The organism is Acinetobacter sp. 70_2, from assembly GCF_056736115.1.
Window position 1 is genome coordinate 868,721 of record NZ_JBWZIP010000015.1, and the last position, 19,887, is coordinate 888,607.

Annotated in this window: 21 protein-coding genes; 10 read left to right on the forward strand and 11 right to left on the reverse strand. The window is 37.8% G+C overall.

Annotation, left to right across the window (positions count from 1 at the left end; translation table 11 throughout):
- The first annotated feature begins 129 nt into the window (after positions 1-129).
- On the forward strand, positions 130-1,338 hold the full coding sequence (locus AC1PJ9_RS13075) for an aspartate aminotransferase family protein (RefSeq protein WP_263613863.1): 1,209 nt from the start codon (positions 130-132) through the stop codon (positions 1,336-1,338).
- Positions 1,339-1,390: 52 nt separating this feature from the next.
- On the opposite strand, the gene AC1PJ9_RS13080 is transcribed toward AC1PJ9_RS13075, so the two are convergent.
- From AC1PJ9_RS13080 to AC1PJ9_RS13090, 3 genes are all read right to left on the reverse strand, one after another.
- Complete coding sequence (locus tag AC1PJ9_RS13080) at positions 1,391-1,822, reverse strand: CBS domain-containing protein (protein WP_002132959.1); 432 nt, start codon at positions 1,820-1,822, stop codon at positions 1,391-1,393.
- A gap of 137 nt (positions 1,823-1,959) precedes the next feature.
- Positions 1,960-2,334: a DUF2750 domain-containing protein gene (locus AC1PJ9_RS13085; protein ID WP_263613862.1), complete on the reverse strand. Its 375-nt coding sequence runs from the start codon at positions 2,332-2,334 to the stop codon at positions 1,960-1,962.
- Between the two features lie 439 nt (positions 2,335-2,773).
- Positions 2,774-3,007, reverse strand: coding sequence for an SEL1-like repeat protein (locus AC1PJ9_RS13090; protein WP_002050673.1), 234 nt, complete (start codon positions 3,005-3,007; stop codon positions 2,774-2,776).
- A 215-nt stretch (positions 3,008-3,222) separates the two neighbouring features.
- Here AC1PJ9_RS13090 and AC1PJ9_RS13095 point away from each other — a divergent pair, with 215 nt between their 5' ends.
- The 6 genes from AC1PJ9_RS13095 to AC1PJ9_RS13120 all read left to right on the forward strand — a co-directional run bounded on the left by AC1PJ9_RS13095 (position 3,223) and on the right by AC1PJ9_RS13120 (position 7,494).
- Positions 3,223-3,582, forward strand: coding sequence for a hypothetical protein (locus AC1PJ9_RS13095; RefSeq protein WP_151789053.1), 360 nt, complete (start codon positions 3,223-3,225; stop codon positions 3,580-3,582).
- A 99-nt stretch (positions 3,583-3,681) separates the two neighbouring features.
- The gene (locus AC1PJ9_RS13100; protein WP_002046830.1) at positions 3,682-4,008 is read left to right on the forward strand and encodes a hypothetical protein; all 327 of its coding nucleotides are present in this window, start codon (positions 3,682-3,684) and stop codon (positions 4,006-4,008) included.
- A 107-nt stretch (positions 4,009-4,115) separates the two neighbouring features.
- A complete protein-coding gene (ftsY, locus tag AC1PJ9_RS13105) occupies positions 4,116-5,222 on the forward strand; it encodes a signal recognition particle-docking protein FtsY (RefSeq protein ID WP_311087473.1) in 1,107 nt (368 codons plus the stop codon).
- 189 nt (positions 5,223-5,411) lie between these two features.
- Entirely contained in the window at positions 5,412-6,008 is a 597-nt protein-coding gene (locus AC1PJ9_RS13110) for a nitroreductase family protein (protein WP_311087474.1), read from the forward strand.
- A gap of 212 nt (positions 6,009-6,220) precedes the next feature.
- Positions 6,221-6,892, forward strand: coding sequence for a YccT family protein (locus AC1PJ9_RS13115; RefSeq protein ID WP_311087475.1), 672 nt, complete (start codon positions 6,221-6,223; stop codon positions 6,890-6,892).
- Positions 6,893-6,969: 77 nt separating this feature from the next.
- The gene (locus tag AC1PJ9_RS13120; protein ID WP_311087476.1) at positions 6,970-7,494 is read left to right on the forward strand and encodes a GNAT family N-acetyltransferase; all 525 of its coding nucleotides are present in this window, start codon (positions 6,970-6,972) and stop codon (positions 7,492-7,494) included.
- Between the two features lie 12 nt (positions 7,495-7,506).
- Here the strand turns inward: AC1PJ9_RS13120 and AC1PJ9_RS13125 are convergent, their stop codons facing one another.
- The 8 genes from AC1PJ9_RS13125 to AC1PJ9_RS13160 all read right to left on the reverse strand — a co-directional run bounded on the left by AC1PJ9_RS13125 (position 7,507) and on the right by AC1PJ9_RS13160 (position 13,190).
- A complete protein-coding gene (locus AC1PJ9_RS13125; RefSeq protein WP_086377694.1) occupies positions 7,507-7,803 on the reverse strand; it encodes a cyd operon YbgE family protein in 297 nt (98 codons plus the stop codon).
- Between the two features lie 3 nt (positions 7,804-7,806).
- On the reverse strand, positions 7,807-7,908 hold the full coding sequence (cydX, locus tag AC1PJ9_RS13130; protein WP_000270276.1) for a cytochrome bd-I oxidase subunit CydX: 102 nt from the start codon (positions 7,906-7,908) through the stop codon (positions 7,807-7,809).
- Positions 7,909-7,921: 13 nt separating this feature from the next.
- A complete protein-coding gene (cydB, locus tag AC1PJ9_RS13135) occupies positions 7,922-9,067 on the reverse strand; it encodes a cytochrome d ubiquinol oxidase subunit II (protein WP_311087477.1) in 1,146 nt (381 codons plus the stop codon).
- Positions 9,064-10,650: a cytochrome ubiquinol oxidase subunit I gene (locus AC1PJ9_RS13140; protein WP_311087478.1), complete on the reverse strand. Its 1,587-nt coding sequence runs from the start codon at positions 10,648-10,650 to the stop codon at positions 9,064-9,066. Before AC1PJ9_RS13140 ends, cydB begins: the two co-directional genes overlap by 4 nt.
- Complete coding sequence (gene cydP / locus AC1PJ9_RS13145) at positions 10,650-10,844, reverse strand: cytochrome oxidase putative small subunit CydP (protein WP_004708486.1); 195 nt, start codon at positions 10,842-10,844, stop codon at positions 10,650-10,652. Before cydP ends, AC1PJ9_RS13140 begins: the two co-directional genes overlap by 1 nt.
- Positions 10,845-11,226: 382 nt before the next feature.
- Positions 11,227-11,835: an OB-fold-containig protein gene (locus AC1PJ9_RS13150; RefSeq protein ID WP_086377691.1), complete on the reverse strand. Its 609-nt coding sequence runs from the start codon at positions 11,833-11,835 to the stop codon at positions 11,227-11,229.
- A 25-nt stretch (positions 11,836-11,860) separates the two neighbouring features.
- A complete protein-coding gene (locus AC1PJ9_RS13155; protein WP_002050689.1) occupies positions 11,861-12,169 on the reverse strand; it encodes a Rieske (2Fe-2S) protein in 309 nt (102 codons plus the stop codon).
- 16 nt (positions 12,170-12,185) lie between these two features.
- Positions 12,186-13,190 (reverse strand): adenosine kinase, encoded by a 1,005-nt coding sequence (locus AC1PJ9_RS13160; RefSeq protein ID WP_233929883.1) that lies wholly within the window; start codon positions 13,188-13,190, stop codon positions 12,186-12,188.
- Between the two features lie 237 nt (positions 13,191-13,427).
- Here AC1PJ9_RS13160 and AC1PJ9_RS13165 point away from each other — a divergent pair, with 237 nt between their 5' ends.
- The 3 genes from AC1PJ9_RS13165 (at position 13,428) to AC1PJ9_RS13175 (ending at position 19,882) form a co-directional block, all read left to right on the forward strand.
- Positions 13,428-15,518 (forward strand): TonB-dependent receptor, encoded by a 2,091-nt coding sequence (locus tag AC1PJ9_RS13165; protein WP_311087479.1) that lies wholly within the window; start codon positions 13,428-13,430, stop codon positions 15,516-15,518.
- A gap of 252 nt (positions 15,519-15,770) precedes the next feature.
- The gene (locus AC1PJ9_RS13170; protein ID WP_311087480.1) at positions 15,771-18,710 is read left to right on the forward strand and encodes an insulinase family protein; all 2,940 of its coding nucleotides are present in this window, start codon (positions 15,771-15,773) and stop codon (positions 18,708-18,710) included.
- 20 nt (positions 18,711-18,730) lie between these two features.
- The gene (locus AC1PJ9_RS13175) at positions 18,731-19,882 is read left to right on the forward strand and encodes a phospholipase A (RefSeq protein WP_263613854.1); all 1,152 of its coding nucleotides are present in this window, start codon (positions 18,731-18,733) and stop codon (positions 19,880-19,882) included.
- Positions 19,883-19,887 lie beyond the last annotated feature (5 nt).

Here is a 19,887-nt window from a genome sequence, read left to right on the forward strand (position 1 = left end):
TATTGTATAAACCGAAGTGATAGTAAAAAGCAGACGAAATTTTAGATAAATGAGTAATGAGACTTTTCATCAGCGCAAGTTTTTGTTTATATAAACCCTTCTTAAAACCTCATACAGACAGAGTTCGTGATGACTGATATTACCCTAGCTCCAGTACAACCTGATCAACCAACACACTTAATGGCTACTTATGGTCGCCAAGCGATCAGTTTTGTCCGAGGCCGAGGGGCATATCTGTATACACAAGATGGTACAGAATACTTAGATGCACTCACTGGTATTGCTGTATGTGGTTTAGGACACGCTCATCCAGCTATTGCAGAGGCAATTGCAGAACAAGCAGCTACACTCGTACATACAAGTAATTTATTTGAAATTCCTTGGCAAACTGCGGCAGCTCAAAAGCTTGCTGAAGTTTCGGGTATGGAAGAAATCTTCTTTTCAAACAGTGGTGCTGAGTCAAATGAAGGTGCAATTAAAATTGCGCGTAAATTTGGTACTCAACAAGGTATAAGCCTGCCAAAGATTATTGTTGCTGAGCAATCATTTCATGGCCGTACTTTAGCTACGCTTTCTGCAACAGGGAACAAGAAAGTACAAGATGGTTTTGCTCCTTTGGTAGAAGGCTTTATTCGAGTGCCATTTGGTGATATTGAAGCGATTCAAGAAGCAGCCTTACAACATCCCGATATCGTTGCTATTTTGATTGAACCGATTCAGGGTGAAGGTGGCATTAATACCGCGCCACAAGGGTTTAGCTATTTAGAAGAAGTTCGCCATCTTTGCAATCAGCATAACTGGTTGATGATGCTAGATGAAATCCAAACTGGTAATGGTCGTACAGGTAAATATTTCGCATATCAACATACAAATATTATTCCAGATGTTTTAACCACTGCAAAAGGGTTGGGTAACGGTTTTCCAGTGGGTGCGGTAATGACTCAAGGTAAAGCTGTTGGTTTGTTAGGCCCAGGCAGCCATGGTTCTACTTATGGCGGTACAGTATTGGGCTCTCGCGTGGTTTATACGGTAATTGATACGATTCAGAAGGAAAATGCAGTAGAGAATGCAGCAGTAGTGGGTAATTATATTGTTGACCAATTACGTGCCCAATTGTCTGGTAAGAACGTACAAGTACGTGGTTTTGGTATGATGATTGGTATTCAACTACCTAAAGATTGTGCTGAGCTTGTTGCGATTGCTCGTGATGAATACAAGCTTATTATTAACGTTACCGCAGGTTCTGTGGTTCGTTTATTACCTCCAATTAATATGACACAAGCTCAAGCCGATATTTTGCTAGAGCGTTTAGTCGCTTTAATTACGAATTATCTTTAAGTATTAAAGACAATAAAAATGGGCGTTAATCGCCCATTTTTATTTTTTGTATTTAGCCTGAAATATATTGTTTTAATTGTTCAATTAAAACTTTTTGGTCTTCCATAGCGGCTTTAACTAAGTCACCAATTGAAATAAAACCAACCAATTTTCCATTATCCAATACAGGTAAGTGACGTAAATGACGATCGGTCATGAGCTGTAAACATTCTTCAACTGTATTATTTAAACCTACCGTAATTACTTTTGCCGTCATAATTTCAGCAACGGTAGTACTATAAGATGAACGCTCCATAAGCGTTACTTTGCGTGTGTAATCACGTTCAGATAATATTCCGACAACTTTTTCACCTTCTGCTACGACTAAAGCACCAATACCTTTTTCAGCCATAATCGTAATTGCTTCGAGGACAGTTGCTTCGGGTGAAATTGTAAAAATCGCTTGTTCAGATTTGTTCTTAATTACTTGTGCAACGATAGTCATTTCTTCTGTCCTGTTGTTTTATCATTTTGATTTAAATTAGCTCGATTTTTAAAAAATGCAAAGACTAACGAGTCATTCAAATATAGATTTTATGCTCAAGCGCTCAAAAAGCACTCTAAATTTGGTAGCTTAAAACTTTAAGCTACCTGCCATTTCGGATGATTAAAAAAGAAATGATGCATTTGTTGAGTAGATAACTTCAACTTACGATGAGATGAGTTAAATAAAGCAGGGGTCACTTTTAACCGTGTTAAAGTAGGTAATAAAGATTCATGGAAGTCTTTTGGGGTAATTTTTCTTGGCTTGTAATTAGGCCAATGAGTTTTGGCATATCGATGTGCTTGAACTCCATTTAACCAAAACGGGAAAATAAAATCTTCCTGATCTGATTTAATAGCCCAGCCTTCATCAAATAGTCCCCAAAGAACCCCACAGTACATCATGGTTCTTAAAATATAAATCTTGATCATCAAGTCTTTAGAAACCGGTTGTAGATTAGTTAAACTGTTCATTTTAAATTTAAAGGTTCTCAACTTGTCTTGACTATTATAAGAAAACCACATGACATTTCAGTTTAAACAGGTATCAAATCGTAAACAAATATTGATGGCTCGAAATATCTATATAGATCAATACCAAAAAAAAGGTAATGCTGGAGCCGAGATTGAAGTGATGAAGTAAAGCTTTAGCGAAGCGCAAGAAAAATAGCAATTGAGTTTGCCTATATTGAATTTTTATAGACATAAAAAAACGCCACCTGAGCAAGACAAAGCGGCTAAAGCTTTGGCGAAGCGCAAGATGAACATAGTTATGGTTAATTTATATTGAACTTTTTACAGGCATAAAAAAACGCCACCTGAGCCACGACTGAAGTGGCGAAGTAAGGCCTTAGATAAATAGATAATTTTGGTTTTTACAGGTATAAAAAAACGCCACCTAAGTGACGTTTCTTTACGCTTGCATCGTGGCCAACTTTTGCCAATATTGTGCTTTCATGGAGTCACGTTCTACACGGAAACCTTGATAATATAGTTCTGCTAAGAACAGAGCAGCTTTACCGTGACCAGCACGAGCAACTTCTTCTAACTGTGCAACCGCATCTTGGAAATTCATTTGAGAGTGAATTGTGTTAACCGCAGTTGCGTATACATGTTCTAAATCATGATGAGAGATACGTTGAATCATATAAAACTCCTTATTTTAATTATGATTACTTTTTCTAAAGGCCACTGCCTTTGAACTAATGTAACTTAGAATTGTTAAACTAATATTACAAATTAATGGATTTGTCAACTATTGATCGGCATCAGTTAGTTCACTATTAGGATACATGATTAAACATTATTCACAAATAATTTTGAGTAAAATCAATATGAGAATAAAAGACAAGGAGAATAACTATGACAAATACTATCGATGGCTTTGTTTTTGATACTCCTCCTAAAGAGGAGCAAATCATAGAGCTTGCCCATTACCATCGTAAATTATTAGATGAAGCAATTTTCCATCAAGAAATACATTTAGGGGATTATTGTCTAGCACAACGTAAACGTGTTTTTGACTATGCTCGTCAATTAGCCCCTGACCAAAAAGCTCGATTCTATAATGTATATGATGGTGAGCTTAGAAAAATTGCAGATGAAGATGAATTGCATCCGGCTGATGCAGAAGAAGGTTTAAGCATTTTTGCTATGTTACTGGTTTTAGTAATTATTGCAGCAATCTTATACTTCTCTGTAATTCGCTCTTTAATAAGCTAAAGTTTGTCATCCAGTAAGGATAAAGAATAGAGCCTTACTGGATTTTGACCTTGTGCTGAAGTGCATTGAACCCTACACTACATAAATTAGAGGTAGGTCATGCTCACATTCAAAGAAAATTTTCTTAAATTAAAGTCTGAGTTCAAGGCAGATCAATGTTTTAATCTGGTTGTGATTATTATCATTGGCTGTATTTTTATGCTGTCTTATTTAGCATTACTTCGTCCTGTCAATTCAGAACAATATCAACGTATTGTGCAACTTTCACGGCAGGCCACATATCCTAGAACTCAAGATATGGCTGAGTTGATTATGGCTCAATCAAAAATTCATAGAGCAGAGTATTTAAAGTTAATGCATGCTTATCAGTTTGAACATGATCACATCAAGGAATATCCTGCGTTAGCACAAGAAGATACTCAATAAGTATTGTCTTTATTTCAACAAGGTTTTGCTCGCTATTGGAGCAGGCAAAAACTTGAATTTATGCTAAACTTTCTGTTTTTTAACACGCTGCTTTTCAAGGAATCGGCATGCAACAACAATCGAATATGCAAAATAAATTCTTGATAGATGCTGAGATCGGGGATGACGATGTCACATTACCTAATTTACCTGCTATCGATGTTCCTATCGTTGAGTCACCTGTTAAGCAAGAAGTAAAAGCTGAAGAAGTTGTTGAAGCTGCACCTTCAACTGAACCAGAGCAACCAAAGTCTGGCTTCTTTGGCCGAATGAAAGAAGGTTTGACTAAAACTCGTCGTAATTTCACCGATGGTATGGTCAATATCTTAATTGGTGGTAAAGAAATTGATGATGAGTTGCTTGAAGAAGTCGAAGAGCAATTATTAGTTGCAGATATTGGTGTTGATGCAACAAAAACGATTATTACCAACTTAACTGAACGTACTGCACGTGGCGATTTGATTTACTCACATTCGCTTTATAAAGCTTTACAAGAAGAGTTGGTTGCTTTACTTGCTCCACGTGTGAAGCCTTTACATATTGACCCAAATAAATCGCCTTATGTGATTTTAATGGTGGGTGTGAATGGTGTAGGTAAGACAACGACTATTGGTAAATTGGCTAAGCGTTTGCAAGGCGAAGGCAAGAAAGTAATGCTGGCAGCAGGTGATACATTCCGTGCAGCTGCTACTGAACAATTACAAATTTGGGGTGAGCGTAACGATATTTCTGTTGTTGCTCAAGGCCATGGCGCAGACAGTGCTTCGGTTATTTTTGATGCTTTTGAAAGTGCGCGAGCTAAAGGTATTGATGTATTGATTGCAGACACCGCAGGCCGCTTACATAACAAAAGTAACTTGATGGAAGAGCTTAAGAAAGTTAAGCGTGTTATGCAAAAAATTGATGCAACGGCACCGCATGAAATTATGTTAGTAGTAGATGCAGGTACAGGGCAAAATGCAATTAACCAAGTACAAGAATTTGACCAAGCAGTTGGTTTAACGGGTATTACTATTACTAAGTTGGACGGCACTGCAAAAGGTGGTGTGCTGTTTAATATTGCTAGCCGTACTCATGTACCAATTCGTTTTATTGGCGTGGGTGAAAAAATTGATGATTTAAGACCGTTCTCGGCGAAATCATTTGTAGCAGCACTATTTGAAACAGAAAAATAATTTGCAGCTTATCTATAAAAAAACCTCACAAAATAGTGAGGTTTTTTTATATTTATATCTTTTTTTATTGTTGCGAAAATAAAACGAACTGTCATATTTTTAATGCTGATTATAAGAAATGAGTTTCATAGACTATATTCATTCCCAAACAACGGCCAATGGTCAATCAAATAGGTAGGAAATAACAAAATGTCTACTTTCTTAGATAAAATTAAAAACCGTCGTACTATTTATGCAATTGGTAAAAATGTTGCATTAGATCGCACAAAAATCGAAGAAACAATTCGTGAAGCGGTTAAACATAGTCCATCAGCATTTAACTCTCAATCTTCACGTGTAGTAACCCTTTATGGTGAATCACATGCTAAATTTTGGAACTTGGTTCGTGAAGCGCTACGTAAAATTGTTCCTGCTGATGCGTTCGCTGGTACAAATGCAAAGATTGATAGCTTTGTTGCTGGTGTAGGTACAGTACTATTTTATGAAGATCAAGCTGTTGTTAAAAGCTTACAAGAGCAATTTGAATTATATGCAGATAACTTCCCAGTTTGGTCTGAACATTCAAGTGCAATTGCTCAGTTTGCGACTTGGACAGCACTTTCAGAACTTGGTTTAGGTGCGTCTTTACAACACTATAACCCAGTTGTTGACGCCGATGCTGCTGAAGCATTTGATGTACCTGCAACTTGGAAACTACGTGCTCAGTTAGTATTTGGTTCTGTTGAAGCACCAGCTGGTGAAAAAGCATTCATTAGCGATGCAGACCGTTTCAAAACATTTAACTAATTTTAGTTGATGAAAAGAGTACCTAAACGGTACTCTTTTTTTATGTGTTTAAAATTAACGATCAAAATAGATATTTATTATAATTCAATAATATATTTTAAAAGTTTTAAGTGCAGCTTCGTCAAAAGAACAAGTGTCATAAAATCGTCATAATCATATTGCATATTGCTCATGTTTTTAGAAACTATTAAATATTATAGAGACGTGAACAGATGACTTTAAGATTAAGTGTTGCTGCGATTGGTTTATTACTCAGCGGTTCAGTATTTTCAGCAGTTACAATTACAGCACCAGAGGAAATTGTAATCCTTGCGGTAAATGGTCAAGAAGTCAATTCAGGATTATTTCGTTCTTCTAAGAATAACTACAAAGTTGATGCCGGTACAACGAACCTAAGTGTGCGTTATCAAGAATACTTTGAACATCTAAATGGTGAACACGATATTGTTAAGTCTGGAGTCGTTACAATTCAAACACCAACATTAAAAGATGGTCAAACCTATAAGCTTGCAATGGTAGGTGCTCCAAAAGAATTTGAACAAGCAAAAAAATATGCTGAGCAACCAACAGTCGCTGTATATAATTCAAATAATGAACTAGTTGTTCAACAGACTGGTGCAAATAATGAAGCAAAACCTTGGTTTGCAACAGGCTTGTTAGGTAAGGTTACTGACTTCACGACTAAATCATCTAAGCAGCAACCTGATGCCGTATATGCAGCTGCAAAACCGACCACAGCTCAAGTTGCTGCACCTATTGCCGTAACAGTACCTTCAGCAGGTGTGGCACAAACGAATGATCAGCGTTTGGTCGAAATTTGGCAAAAATCTTCTAAAGCTGAGCGTCAAAAATTTATGGCTTGGTTAGCTGAACAATCAAATTAATCAATTGCTATTCAAAATAAAGCCGATTTAATATCGGCTTTATTTTTTAGAATATTTTAAATAGCCTAAGTATATTTATGATAAATCTAAATTTCCGTTTAGCTAAAGTGAGTGATATTCCCTCACTTGTGGATTTGATTAATCAGGCCTATAGAGCTCAACAAGGTAGAAGCTGGACAACTGAAGTTGAATTTGTAAAAGGCCAACGTATTAGTCAAGAGCAATTGAAACAGCAATTAGAATTACTTAACTCAGTATTATTAGTTGCAGAAATTGATTCTTCACAAATTGCTGCATGCATAGGCCTTACATTTCAAAACAACGCGGTTGAGATAGGGACATTCTGTATAGATCCTCAAATACAGAATATGAAAGTAGGTCGTTCGGTTCTGGAGTACGCTGAACAGTTTGCTTTGCACAAAGTACCGGAATTGGACAGTGCAATCATGTATGTATTGAATGTACGTTCAGAGCTAATTAGTTATTATGAGAGACGAGGATATACAAAAACAGGCAATCAAGAACCATATCCACTTGAAGCAGATGTTGGCGTTCCACTTGTACCTATTAAGCTGATTGAAATGAAAAAGGACCTCAAATGAGGTCCTTTTTGTTTAGGTTAGAAACCAGATGTAATAGCCTAAAAGCATGAGAGGCCAAGCTACCCATGGACTAAATAACCATTTCCATAACCAGAAGTGGGGTACAAAACCAACACCATAAATGAAGCCTCCGGAAATCCCCACCATGACCAGCATAAGCTGGCTATGATTGTAGTGTCCGTTTGCATCTAACATCAGTGAAGGATGAACCAGTAAAATTGCAGCAAGCGGCAATGCCAACAGAAATGAAATGGCCATTGCAAATGCTTGAGCTTTTCTTTGATTTGATGCTGTCATTGCGTTTGCCATGCTTTATTCCTCATCCAAATTTTGATGGTGTTCGATATAAAGAGCGCTCAATACACCTGCAAAACATGCCATCAAAATCCCAAGAATCCATGCGAAATACCACATTTGCTTCTCCTTATTAGTACAAGCTGTGCGAGTTTGACTCGATATGTTTGTTGGTAATCACGCCCCACATTTTGTAATACGACCAAGTTGTATAGAGCAAAATGATTGGAACAAAAATACATGCAGCAACAGTCATAACACCTAAAGTACGGTGACTAGATACAGCATCCCACATTGTTAAGCTAGAGTTTGGGTTAATACTCGATGGCAATAAAAATGGGAAGAGAGCAAACCCAGCAGTTAAGATTGCACCTACAATCATTAAGCTTGTACCGGCAAAGGTTAAACCTGCTTTTGCTTTTGATGCTGTAAAGAAGGCAATAATTGCCCCTAAAATTGCGACAACTGGAGCAACCTTAGTGATTGGATAGCTGGAGTAGTTGTTCATCCAACCTGGGTTGTTATTTGTGACGACTTGTTTAGCTAAAGGATTAAGAGCAGCATTTGGATCAATTGCAGCAGCATAGCTATAACCAGGAACTTGACCGAAGTATAACCATGCCCCAATTACAAGGAAGCAAACCAAGAATACTGCTGCCATAATTTGGGTGGCTTTGGCAGAACGCTGTTTCAAAGCACCGTCTGTACGCAGCATAAGCCAAGCACCGCCGTGCGCGCACAGCATAGATAAACTGACGATACCGCAAACTAAGGCAAATGGGTTAAGAAGAGCAAAGAAGCTACCTGAATATTCAGAGCGTAATGTGCTATCTAAATTAAAAGGAATACCTAAAAATAAATTACCGAATGCTACACCGAAAACTAGAGCAGGCACGGCACCACCAATACAAAGCCCCCAGTCCCAAGAATTACGCCATTGTGTATTTTCAAGTTTAGAACGATAGTCAAAACCTACAGGGCGTAAGAATAGGGCAAATAGCACAAGTAATAAGGCCCAGTACATTCCTGAGAATGCAACTGCGTAAACCATTGGCCAAGCTGCAAATAGGGCGCCACCTGCGGTAATAAACCAGACCTGATTACCATCCCAGTGCGGTGCAATAGTATTGATAGCAGCGCGACGTTCGTTATCAGTTTTACCAACAAAAGGCATAAGTGCCATTGAGCCCATATCGAAGCCATCGGTTAAAGCAAACCCGATGAGTAAGACTCCAACTAACACCCACCATATGATTTTTAGGAGTTCGTATTCAATCATGATAAAACCTCCCCATTAACAGGTGCTTTCGGCTCTTGTTTTTCAAAATGATATTTACCAGTGTGAAGAGAACTTGGCCCTAGGCGAGCAAATTTAATCATCAAGTACATTTCAATAATAAGCAGGACAGTGTAGAACGCTGCTAATGCGAGGATAGAGCCCCATACATCACCTGTACTTAAACTCGAAGTTGATAAGTGTGTCGGTAAAATCTCACCGATAGACCAAGGTTGACGACCTCCTTCAGCGACATACCAGCCTGTTTGAGCTGCAATCCACGGAAGAGGTAACGCAAACAATGCATATTTGAGTAACCAAGGTTTATTTTCAGCATTTCTTTTTGCAACAGCCCAAGTCGCTAAAATGAAAAGAAGCAACATTAAGAAACCTGATGCAACCATTGCACGGAAAGAGAAGAACAATGCAGTCACATTTGGAACAGTATCTTTGACAGCGGCTTGAATATTTTGTTCGCTTGCGTCTACGACATTTGGTGCATATTTTTTAAGAAGTAGGCCATAACCTAAATCTTTTTGGTTCTTCTCAAATGAAGCTAACAACTCAGTTGAGCGATCACCAGCACGTAGTTTTTCAAGTTCGGCATAAGCAAGCATACCGTTGCGAATACGAACTTCGTGCTGTTGCATTAAGTCTTTTAGGCCAGTGACTTCTTTGGTTGTTGAGCGAGTTGCAATTAAACCTAATGCATATGGAATTTTAACTGCATAGTCTGTTCGCATTTCTTCATGATTTGGTACACCAAATAAAGTAAATGGCGCAGGTGCAGGGTGAGTATCCCACTCGGCTTCAATTGCAGCGAGTTTAGTTTTTTGCACATCACCTAGCTCATAACCAGATTCATCACCGAGCAAAATCACTGAAAGTGTAGAAGCGAGTCCGAAAATCGCGGCAATTGCAAATGAACGGCGAGCAAAAGGAAGATCACGTTTTTTAAGCAAGTAATAGCTTGAAATGGCGAGTACGAAAATCGCACCTGTTACATATCCAGCAGAAACAGTATGTACAAATTTTACTTGCGCAACTGGGTTGAAAATAAGTGCGCCAAAATCGACAAGCTCCATACGCATGGTTTCGAAGTTAAATGCTGCGCCAACAGGGTTTTGCATCCAACCATTCGCAACCAAAATCCAGAGAGCTGACATATTAGAGCCAAGAGCAACTAACCAAGTTACACCTAAATGTTGTACTTTGCTCAGACGGTCCCATCCGAAAAAGAATAAACCGATAAATGTCGACTCAAGGAAGAATGCCATTAAGCCTTCAATTGCCAGTGGTGCACCAAAAATATCACCTACATAGTGTGAGTAATATGCCCAGTTTGTCCCGAATTGGAACTCCATGGTTAAGCCTGTAGTTACACCTAAGGCAAAGTTAATACCAAATAATTTTCCCCAAAACTTAGTCATATCTTTGTAAATTTCTTTACCAGATATCACGTAAGTTGTTTCCATAATGGCCAGAATAAACGCAAGGCCTAGGGTCAAAGGTACGAAAAGAAAGTGATACATTGCGGTCATAGCAAATTGGAACCGCGAAAGATCAACCACGCTTTCAGAAATCATCAACGTGTCTCCTTAATGTGGGAAGTGTTATCGCCTGCAATATGCTCAGCGACTTGATTGTCGAAATTTTTGGGGATAGTGGGAGCATCAAACCAAATATGTTTGATTGTTAAGAGAAGCACGACTTTAATTATTAGAATAATCGTAATCTCTCTAACTAATTTGGCATTAATATCTGGATTTTTAAGGCTCATGAAATAAACCTCGATACATATTAATTTCATTATTAATCAAAATATATTAAAAATAAACAATAAATATATTTTAAATAAAAACTTAATTATCTTTTTTATATAAAACAATGACTTATATATTTAAATAATTTTAAATAAAATATCTAACTAAAATGGTATGAATTGATTATTAAATCCAACTAAAACACTTGTAAATAAATATATTAAGTTGATTAAAATAGTATGGTTAAATTTAATTCTGATTAAAATGGTTGGATATAATAAAGGTGATTTTATTTCAAACTAAAATAGTTGGATTAATTTTAATTAAAGAAAATAATAGGATAGAGAGAAGTAATAAAGCCTGTAAAAAGCGATAAAAGGCTACAGAAATTAAAAATAATTAATCAGGAGCGAAAAGATCGTTTGAGAGAGAAATTTTCTTGGCAACGTAATGGCTTTTATGAACTTTAATAAGAATCACTTGAGAATATAGTTCTAACTCACCAAATTCTGGTTCAACTTGTACATAGTGTAGTTGGCCGAACTCATCACGGACACGCGCTTGAGCTGAAAAACCGGGTCTAGCACTGCCACTGGAAATCGTCGCTAGTCGTCCTAACAGATTGTAATTGGTATGGGTAAGCTTTGGTTTAATCACTTGGTCAAGACAGTGGATCATAAACACTGTAAAAAAGATTGCGATGACCAGCGCAGGAATAATTAAATAAAAAGGAGTAATAAAGTAATGCTGTATTGCAAAGAAAGAGAGTTGTAAGAAATAACCTGCAAAGCTGAAATTAATAAGTAAAAAAACGAAAATTAGAGCTTTAGAAAACTTAACATTCAGTAATGGCGAGTTAGTAAGCCAATCTGGTGCAATTTTTTTTAGTAGTTGGCTTGGGCGTAACCCAATATACATACCAATGGTTTCTACCACGCTGAGCAATATCAAAGCCACAACACTTAAATGAAATGGCATAAGATAATAATTAAAAAAGAAATCAGCCATGGTAGAAACTCTAATGTTGATGATCTCAGTCTACGATATAAATACCGCCATCTGAATGTACTTTAATCTCAACTTTATTTAAAAAATCACCTAAACAAGGACCTGAAATACATTCGCCTGTTTCCACGTTGAATAAAGCACCGTGAGTAGAGCATTGAATATATTCTTTGTCTTGGTCTAGAAATTGATTTTCTAAATATTCAAGTTCGGTTTGTAAATGTGGGCATAAATTCTGATAGGCATAGAATGAGCCATCACGCTGTGTAATGAAAATAGTCGTTCCTTGTAAAGTGTCAAAAGCTCTAGCTTCACGCTCAGGAACTTCTTCCGTCATACAGATCCTTTCCATTTCAAGCACATTCCTTCTGAAAATTTTCGAGGAGTTTAGCATAGTCATTAATGGCTAAACGAGGACCAAATTGAGACACAACTTCACTAGAAATTAAGATGGCTAACTGTGCAGCAGCAGTTAAGTCTTCATGATGGTTTAATGCATAAAGGAATGCACCCGCAAAAGCATCACCAGCACCATTTGTATCTACAGCTTCGACGTGACGGCCTGGTACATGGAAATGTTGAGTTGGGTTTGCAACTAGAGCACCTTTTGCACTTTGTGTAATCACAACAGTATGGTTTTTAAAACGCAATTGAGTGAGAGCATCTTCAACTGTAGCGGTATTGGTATACATTAAAGCTTCTTGCTCATTACAGAACAATAAATCTACACCATCATCCATAAGTTCTTCTAAGCCTTCACGGGCATATTGAACCATTGCTGGGTCTGATAAAGATAAAGCGATTTTAACACCGTTAGCTTTTGCAATTTCTCGAGCTTGTTTTACTGCTTTACGAGCTGTTTCACTTGTAGAAAGGTAACCTTCGATATAAAGCCATTTTGCTGTTTTAAGTGGCTCAAAATCGATTTGATCTTGAGAGAGTTCAGCCGTAATACCTAAATAGGTATGCATGGTACGCTCAGAGTCTGGGCTAATAAGTACCATACAGGTACCTGTTACACCTTCACTGATTGACTTTGGGGTAGTTTGGATGCCTGCATCATTTAGTCCTTGTAGGTAAATTTCACCTAATTGATCATGACCAACACGACACCCATAAAAAGCGCTACCACCTAATGCACTAAAGGCTACAGTTGTGTTTGCAGCAGAGCCGCCACTTGCTTGGCCTTTATAATCTTGAGTTTGCTTTAAATTTTCATATAAAGCAGATTGTGTTTCACCATCAGACAACTGCATTGTGCCTTTTTGTAAGCCTTGCTGACTAAGAAAATCATCAGACACTTTAAATTCTTGGTCGATTAATGCATTACCAATTGCAAAAAGATCTACAGTTGCCATATGTGTTGTCACAGAATAAAAAATCAGATCGATAAGTTTACACCATTGCTCACATTTGCTGTAGTTTGTTGAATAAAATTCAGGTAATTCAGCGGCTAGCAGAGTTTTATTGTTTACCTAAGCAATTGAAATATTCTTTTTAATAAATATTATCAATTAATAATGATTCTTGATAATATTTACAAACGTATAGTATTTCATTGAAACTTCGCCTGAAATTATTCATAGCGAACTTACATGAAACGTTCTATTTTATTTATTTCATCAGTTGGGGTTATAACAGGCCAAGTATATGCTGCAGATACAGACTCTCAGGCGGTAACCAACCTTCCAACAATTTCAGTCAAAGCTGACAAGGAAATCAGTTTAAAACAAGAAGTGGGACAAGCATCAAGTGCAACTAAAGGACTTATGCAATTAAAAGATGTTCCTCAAATTGTAAATGTCGTACCTAAGCAAATTCTAAGAGAGCAGACTGTGACCTCTATGCAAGGTGCCTTGCAAAACGTTGCTGGTTTGAGCTTTAGTGTCGGTGATGGACAGCGTGATCAAGTCATGATTCGCGGTTTCTCAGCAATCACAGATAATTATGTAGATGGTATTCGCGATGATGCATTGTATTTTCGTGATATGTCGAATGTTGAGCGAGTTGAGGTACTAAAAGGACCTGCTTCCGTACTTTATGGACGTGGTTCAGCGGGTGGTTTGGTCAATAAAATTAATAAAAAACCAATGGATCAATCTTTGCGTGAAGTGAGCTTGATTGGTGGTACTACAGGTCAACGCCGTGCAGAAGTCGATGTGAATGAAAAAGTCGCAGAGAATGTTAAGGTTCGTTTAACTGGCGCAGTTGAAGATTCAGATGGTTATCGTGATCAGGCCTTTTTAAAACGTCAGGCGCTGGCTCCATCAGTACAGTGGGATATTAGCGATAAAACTAAACTTTTACTTCAGGCTGACTATTTGCATGATGATCGTTTAGCTGATCAAGGCTTCCCGACAGATCCAATTACAGGTAAACCTGTTAAGACAAATCCTAAAACTTTTTATGGTGCATTAAACGGTAAAGAAGTCGGGGATGTTGACACTGAAATCTCAAGTCAAACTATAAGTTTGGATCATGAGTTTAATGATCAACTCAAATATCATGGTGCAGTTCGCCACTATAACTACTCATTAGACCGTCAATATAGTGTTGATACGCATCCTGCTGATAAATCAAAAATTACTTTGACTCAAAATAAACGCTTGCGTAATGAAGATGGTGTGTATGTTCAGCAAGAGTTGAGCGCTTTATTTAATACAGGTTTCTTAAAGCACAATACCTTAATTGGTGCTGAATATAGTAAGCAGCATAAAGATGAGATACTTTGGCAAGGTGCTAAAACAACCACTGATTTATATGATCCTAAATTAGAGTACTGGGCACCTATTAATACCGGAACAACAGTTGCGCGTAATAACAATAGCAATACCTTTGAAAACTACGGCGTGTATCTGCAAGACTTAATGACAGTGACAGACCAGCTTAAAGTTTTAGTTGGTTTACGTTATGACAATCTATCTCAAGATCGCAATGATAAAGTGAAGTCTCAAATATTAAATAGAACTGATAACACCTATTCTCCACGAATCGGATTGGTTTATCAGCCAGTAAACAATCTTTCACTTTATACTTCTTATAACCGTTCTTTCCAACCTTTAGCTGATTCATTTGTTTTATATACAAATAGTGCTGATTTAAGTCCCACAAAAACTGAAAATTATGAGGTGGGTGCGAAGTGGGATGTAAATGATCAATTGAATGTGACATTGGCTTTGTTTGAAATGAGCCAAACTAATATTCAAAACCAAGATCCGGCTAATCCAAATCAAGCACTGTTAGCGGGTGAGCAAAAAACTAAAGGTGTTGAACTCTCGTTAACAGGTCAGTTGACTGATCAGTTGTCAGTGCTAGCTGGCTATTCTTATATGGATGGTAAGATTGAAAAGTCGACTATTGGATTTACGGGGAATCACTCAGCGCTTACACCGAACAACACTGCTAACCTGTGGTTAAAATATCAAACTAATGATCATTGGTATGCGGCTGTAGGTGGTCGTGGTGAATCATCGCGCTTTAGTGCACCAGATAACAAAAACGTTTTACCAGGTTATGCAGTTGTGAATGCGGCCTTAGGTTATCAAAGTGAACGTTATGATGTGAACTTGAACTTAAATAACTTGTTTGATCGCGATTATTTTGTTTCAGGTCATAGTGGAGCAAATGATTCAAACATGATGGGTGACCCATTAAATGCACAAGTTGCTCTTCGCTATCGTTTTTAATTAAAAAAATATCAAAAAAGCTCATCGAAATGATGAGCTTTTTTATTTGTTGTATAGGATATAGATAGTATTAAAAGGTTTTGTTCTGCTAGGATACAATGATGCGGGCTATGTGCTTGATATCAAAGCTATGCCTATGAAAACTAATACTCAACAAAAACATAGTATTTTACTTGGCTTTTGTTCGCCAATCTCAAGCCGACTCAGGCTATAATGAGACTTATTCACTTATCCGATATGTTAGGAGATCACATGACTGTAGATGTCACTGAAACCATTTCTCAAACTGTTCACCCTGCGTTTCAGTTGCTACGTCAGCACCATGTTGAAGCATTAGATATTTTAGTGTCTGAATATAAGCATAAAGTCACAGGTGCGGTGCATTATCACTTGGCAACTGATTATGATGAAAATGTATTCCTTGTTGCGTTCAGAACACAACCGATGGACTCTAAAGGAACTGCACATATTTTAGAGCATACCGCTTTATGTGGTTCTGAAAAGTTTCCTGTACGTGACCCATTCTTTTTAATGATTCGCCGTTCATTAAATACATTTATGAACGCGTTTACAGCAGCAGATTGGACAGCATATCCGTTTGCAACACAAAATAAGAAAGATTTCCAAAACTTACTCTCTGTTTATCTAGATGCTGCTTTTTCAGCAAATTTAAATCCTCTTGATTTTGCTCAAGAAGGTATTCGTATTGAACTTGAAAATGATCAGCCTGTATATAAAGGCGTAGTGTTCAATGAAATGAAAGGTGCGATGAGTGCGCCGTCTGATCAGCTTTATCACCAGTTGGCTCATCATCTATTCCCTGAAACTACATATCACTACAACTCAGGTGGTGATCCAAAAGATATTCCTGACTTAACGTATGAACAGTTAGTCGAATTTTATAAAACTCATTACCATCCAAGTAATGCGGTATTTATGACTTTCGGTAACCAAACGGCGTATGAGTTACAAGAGCAATTTGAAAAACTAGCTCTACATAAGTTTGCTGCGGGCACAACTTTATATTCAAAACCAGAAAAACGTTTAACAGCACCTGTAGAAGTTACAGAAAACTATGCTGTTGATGGCGATGATTTAAAAGATAAAACTTACCATGTATTGTCTTGGTTATTACCACAAGCGAGTGATATCAAACTACGTCTAGGTATGCGGTTGGTCGAAGGTGTTTTACTTGAAAACTCAGCGTCGCCACTACGTCATTATTTAGAAACTTGTGGTTATGCTCAGTCAACTGGTCCATTAATGGGCGTAGATGACAGTAACTTTGAAATGACATTCTACTGTGGTGTTCAAGGTTCAAACCCAGAGTATGCAGAAAGCTTTAAAGATGGTGTTTTAAACATTTTACGTGAAGTGGCTGCAAAACCAATTGATTCGGCTTTAGTTGATGCGATTTTGCATCAAATCGAGTTGCATCAACGTGAAATTAATGGTGATGGTACGCCGTATGGTTTAAACCTAATTTTAAATGGTTTAAGTGGCGCTATTCACCATAATGACCCAATTCAGATTTGGGATGTTGACAGTGCGATTGCTCAGGTCAAAGAAGAACTTCAAGACCCAATGTGGTTATCTAATCTGATTCAAACACATTTGTTAGATAACCCGCACCGTGTACAAATGACTTTAGTACCGGATGCAACCAAGTCAGTAAAAGAGCAAGAAGCTGAAAAAACACGTTTAGCTGCGATTGGTGAAAAGCTTACTGAAGAAGACAAAGCAGAAATCATTGCTAAAACCAAAGCATTACAAGAACGTCAAGATACACCAGACAATCTTGAGCTGTTACCAAAAGTAGGTCTAGAAGACGTTCCAGCTGACTTGCATATTGTACAAGGTCAATTGCGTGAAATTATTTGTAATCGAATGGATACGCCGTTGAATTTGTATCATGCTGGAACGAATGGTATTTACTATCAACAAGTCCTCATTCAGATTCCTGATGATGTGGTTAAATCACCATACTTCAATTTGCTCTCTATTTTAATGGGAGAGGTTGGTGCAGGTGAGTATGACTATCTTGAACTACAAAACTTACAAACAGCTGTAAGTGGTGGTTTAGGAATGGGTGCTTCGCTACGTAGTAAGGTTGATGATAAAGACAAAATTAGTGCTTGGTTAACTTTAACGACTAAATCTTTAACTCAGAAGTTCGATGCGATTCATTTATTAAAATTAGCATTTGAACAACTTCGTTTTGATGAGAAAGAGCGAATTATTGAGTTGTTACAGCAACGTAAGACACGCTGGCAGTCTCGTTTGTCGGGCGCGGGCCATAGTTATGCGATGCAAATTGCTTCTCGTAACATGAGTGCATTAGCTCAACGCGACTATCAAAACACTGGTTTAGGTGCATTAAATTGGTTAGGTGAGCTTGTTACTAAAATTACCCAAGACGATGGCGCTTATGATGCACTTATTGCTGAATTGAAGCATATCCATACCAAATTATTGCAAGCACCTAAACAGTTCTTGTTGGTATGTGAAGAGCATCAGTCAGAGCGTTTAGTTGAAGAAATTCAGAATGTTTGGGATAAGCTAAACGTTGATACAGCAGCGACTGAGTTAACTCTAGTTGAGCAAGAAAACGATAATGAACATGAAGCATGGTTAATTCAAACCAATGTTCAGTTCTGTGCTTCAGCATATCAAGCTGTGGACGTATCTCATCCAGATGCTGCGCCTTTAATGGTGTTGGCAGCCTACTTGCGTAATGGTTTCTTGCACAGTGCTATTCGTGAAAAAGGTGGTGCTTATGGTGGCGGTGCTAGTTATGATGGAAATGCATGTTCATTCCGTTTCTTTAGTTACCGTGACCCACGTTTAGCTGAGACGTTTAAAGACTTTGAAGCAAGCGTGCAATGGTTGTTAAATACAGAGCAACAACCTCATCAGCTTGAAGAAGCAATTCTTGGTTTGGTGGCGAGTATGGACAAACCTGGTTCACCAGCCGGTGAAGCAATTACAGCATGTTATGCACTGTTACATGCAAGAACTCCAACTTTCCGTCGTACATTACGTGAAAGATTATTGCATGTGACTTTAGAAGACTTACAACGTGTCGCGCGTCAATATTTAATTGAACAAACACCTGTAAAAGCTGTGGTTGCACCTTTTGCAAAACGTGATGAATTGCAACAACTGGGCTTTACGATTAAACAAGTTAATTAAAATAAAAATTGGAGATGAACATGGCGTTCAGACAATTTGAACGCACATCATTACAGCTAAGTATGGGAACCCTGCTTAGCTGTTTATGTGCGTCGGTGGCATATGCTGACACCTTAGCCCCTGTAAAACCTGCGACCGTAGATGCATGTGTTGCCCTTGCTTCAAATGCTGATCGCCTAGCTTGTTATGACTCTGTATTTAAGCCCTCAGCTTTACCGGCTGTTCAAGCTGCAGCAGTACCAGAGCCTGTTAAAAAAATTGATAAACCTGCTGTTCAGCCTGAAACATTTAAAGAGAAGGTTGTAGATACAGTTAGTAATATTAAAGTAATAGGGAAGGCTCCAAAAATTGAACCTACTACTTCTTTATTAGATCAACGTTGGGAGTTATCTGAAAAAAGTAAACTTGGTGTTTGGAACATTCGAGCTTATCAGCCTGTCTATTTGCTGCCTGTATTTTGGACCAGCGATAAAAATGAATTTCCAAGTAGCCCAAATCCCAATAACACTGTTAAAGAAGCTCAAGATTTGAAATCTACGGAAACTAAATTTCAAATTTCTTTAAAAACGAAAGCTTGGGAAAATATTTTCGGTAACAATGGTGATTTATGGGTGGGTTATACTCAATCATCACGTTGGCAGACATTTAACTCTGAAGAATCTCGTCCTTTCCGTGAAACGAATTATGAGCCTGAAGCAAGCTTAATGTTTAGAACAAACTATGAGTTGCTTGGTTTAGATGGTCGTTTATTAGGTGTAACTTTAAATCACCAGTCAAATGGTCGTTCAGATCCCTTATCTCGTAGCTGGAACCGTGTCATCTTTAATGTGGGCTTAGAGCGTGGCAATTTTGCCGTAATGCTTCGTCCTTGGGTACGTATTAACGAAGCAAGTAAAGATGATAACAACCCTGATATTGAAGATTATATTGGGCGAGGTGATTTAACTGCTTTTTATAAGTGGAAAGACAATGATTTCTCGCTAATGCTACGTCACTCTTTAAAAGGTGGTGATGACTCTCATGGTGCAGTTCAGTTTGACTGGGCGTTCCCAATTAGTGGTAAGTTGCGTGGTCACTTCCAGCTATTTAATGGATATGGTGAAAGCTTAATTGACTATAACCACCGTGCAACTTATGCAGGTTTGGGTGTTTCACTCATGAACTGGTACTAAGTTAA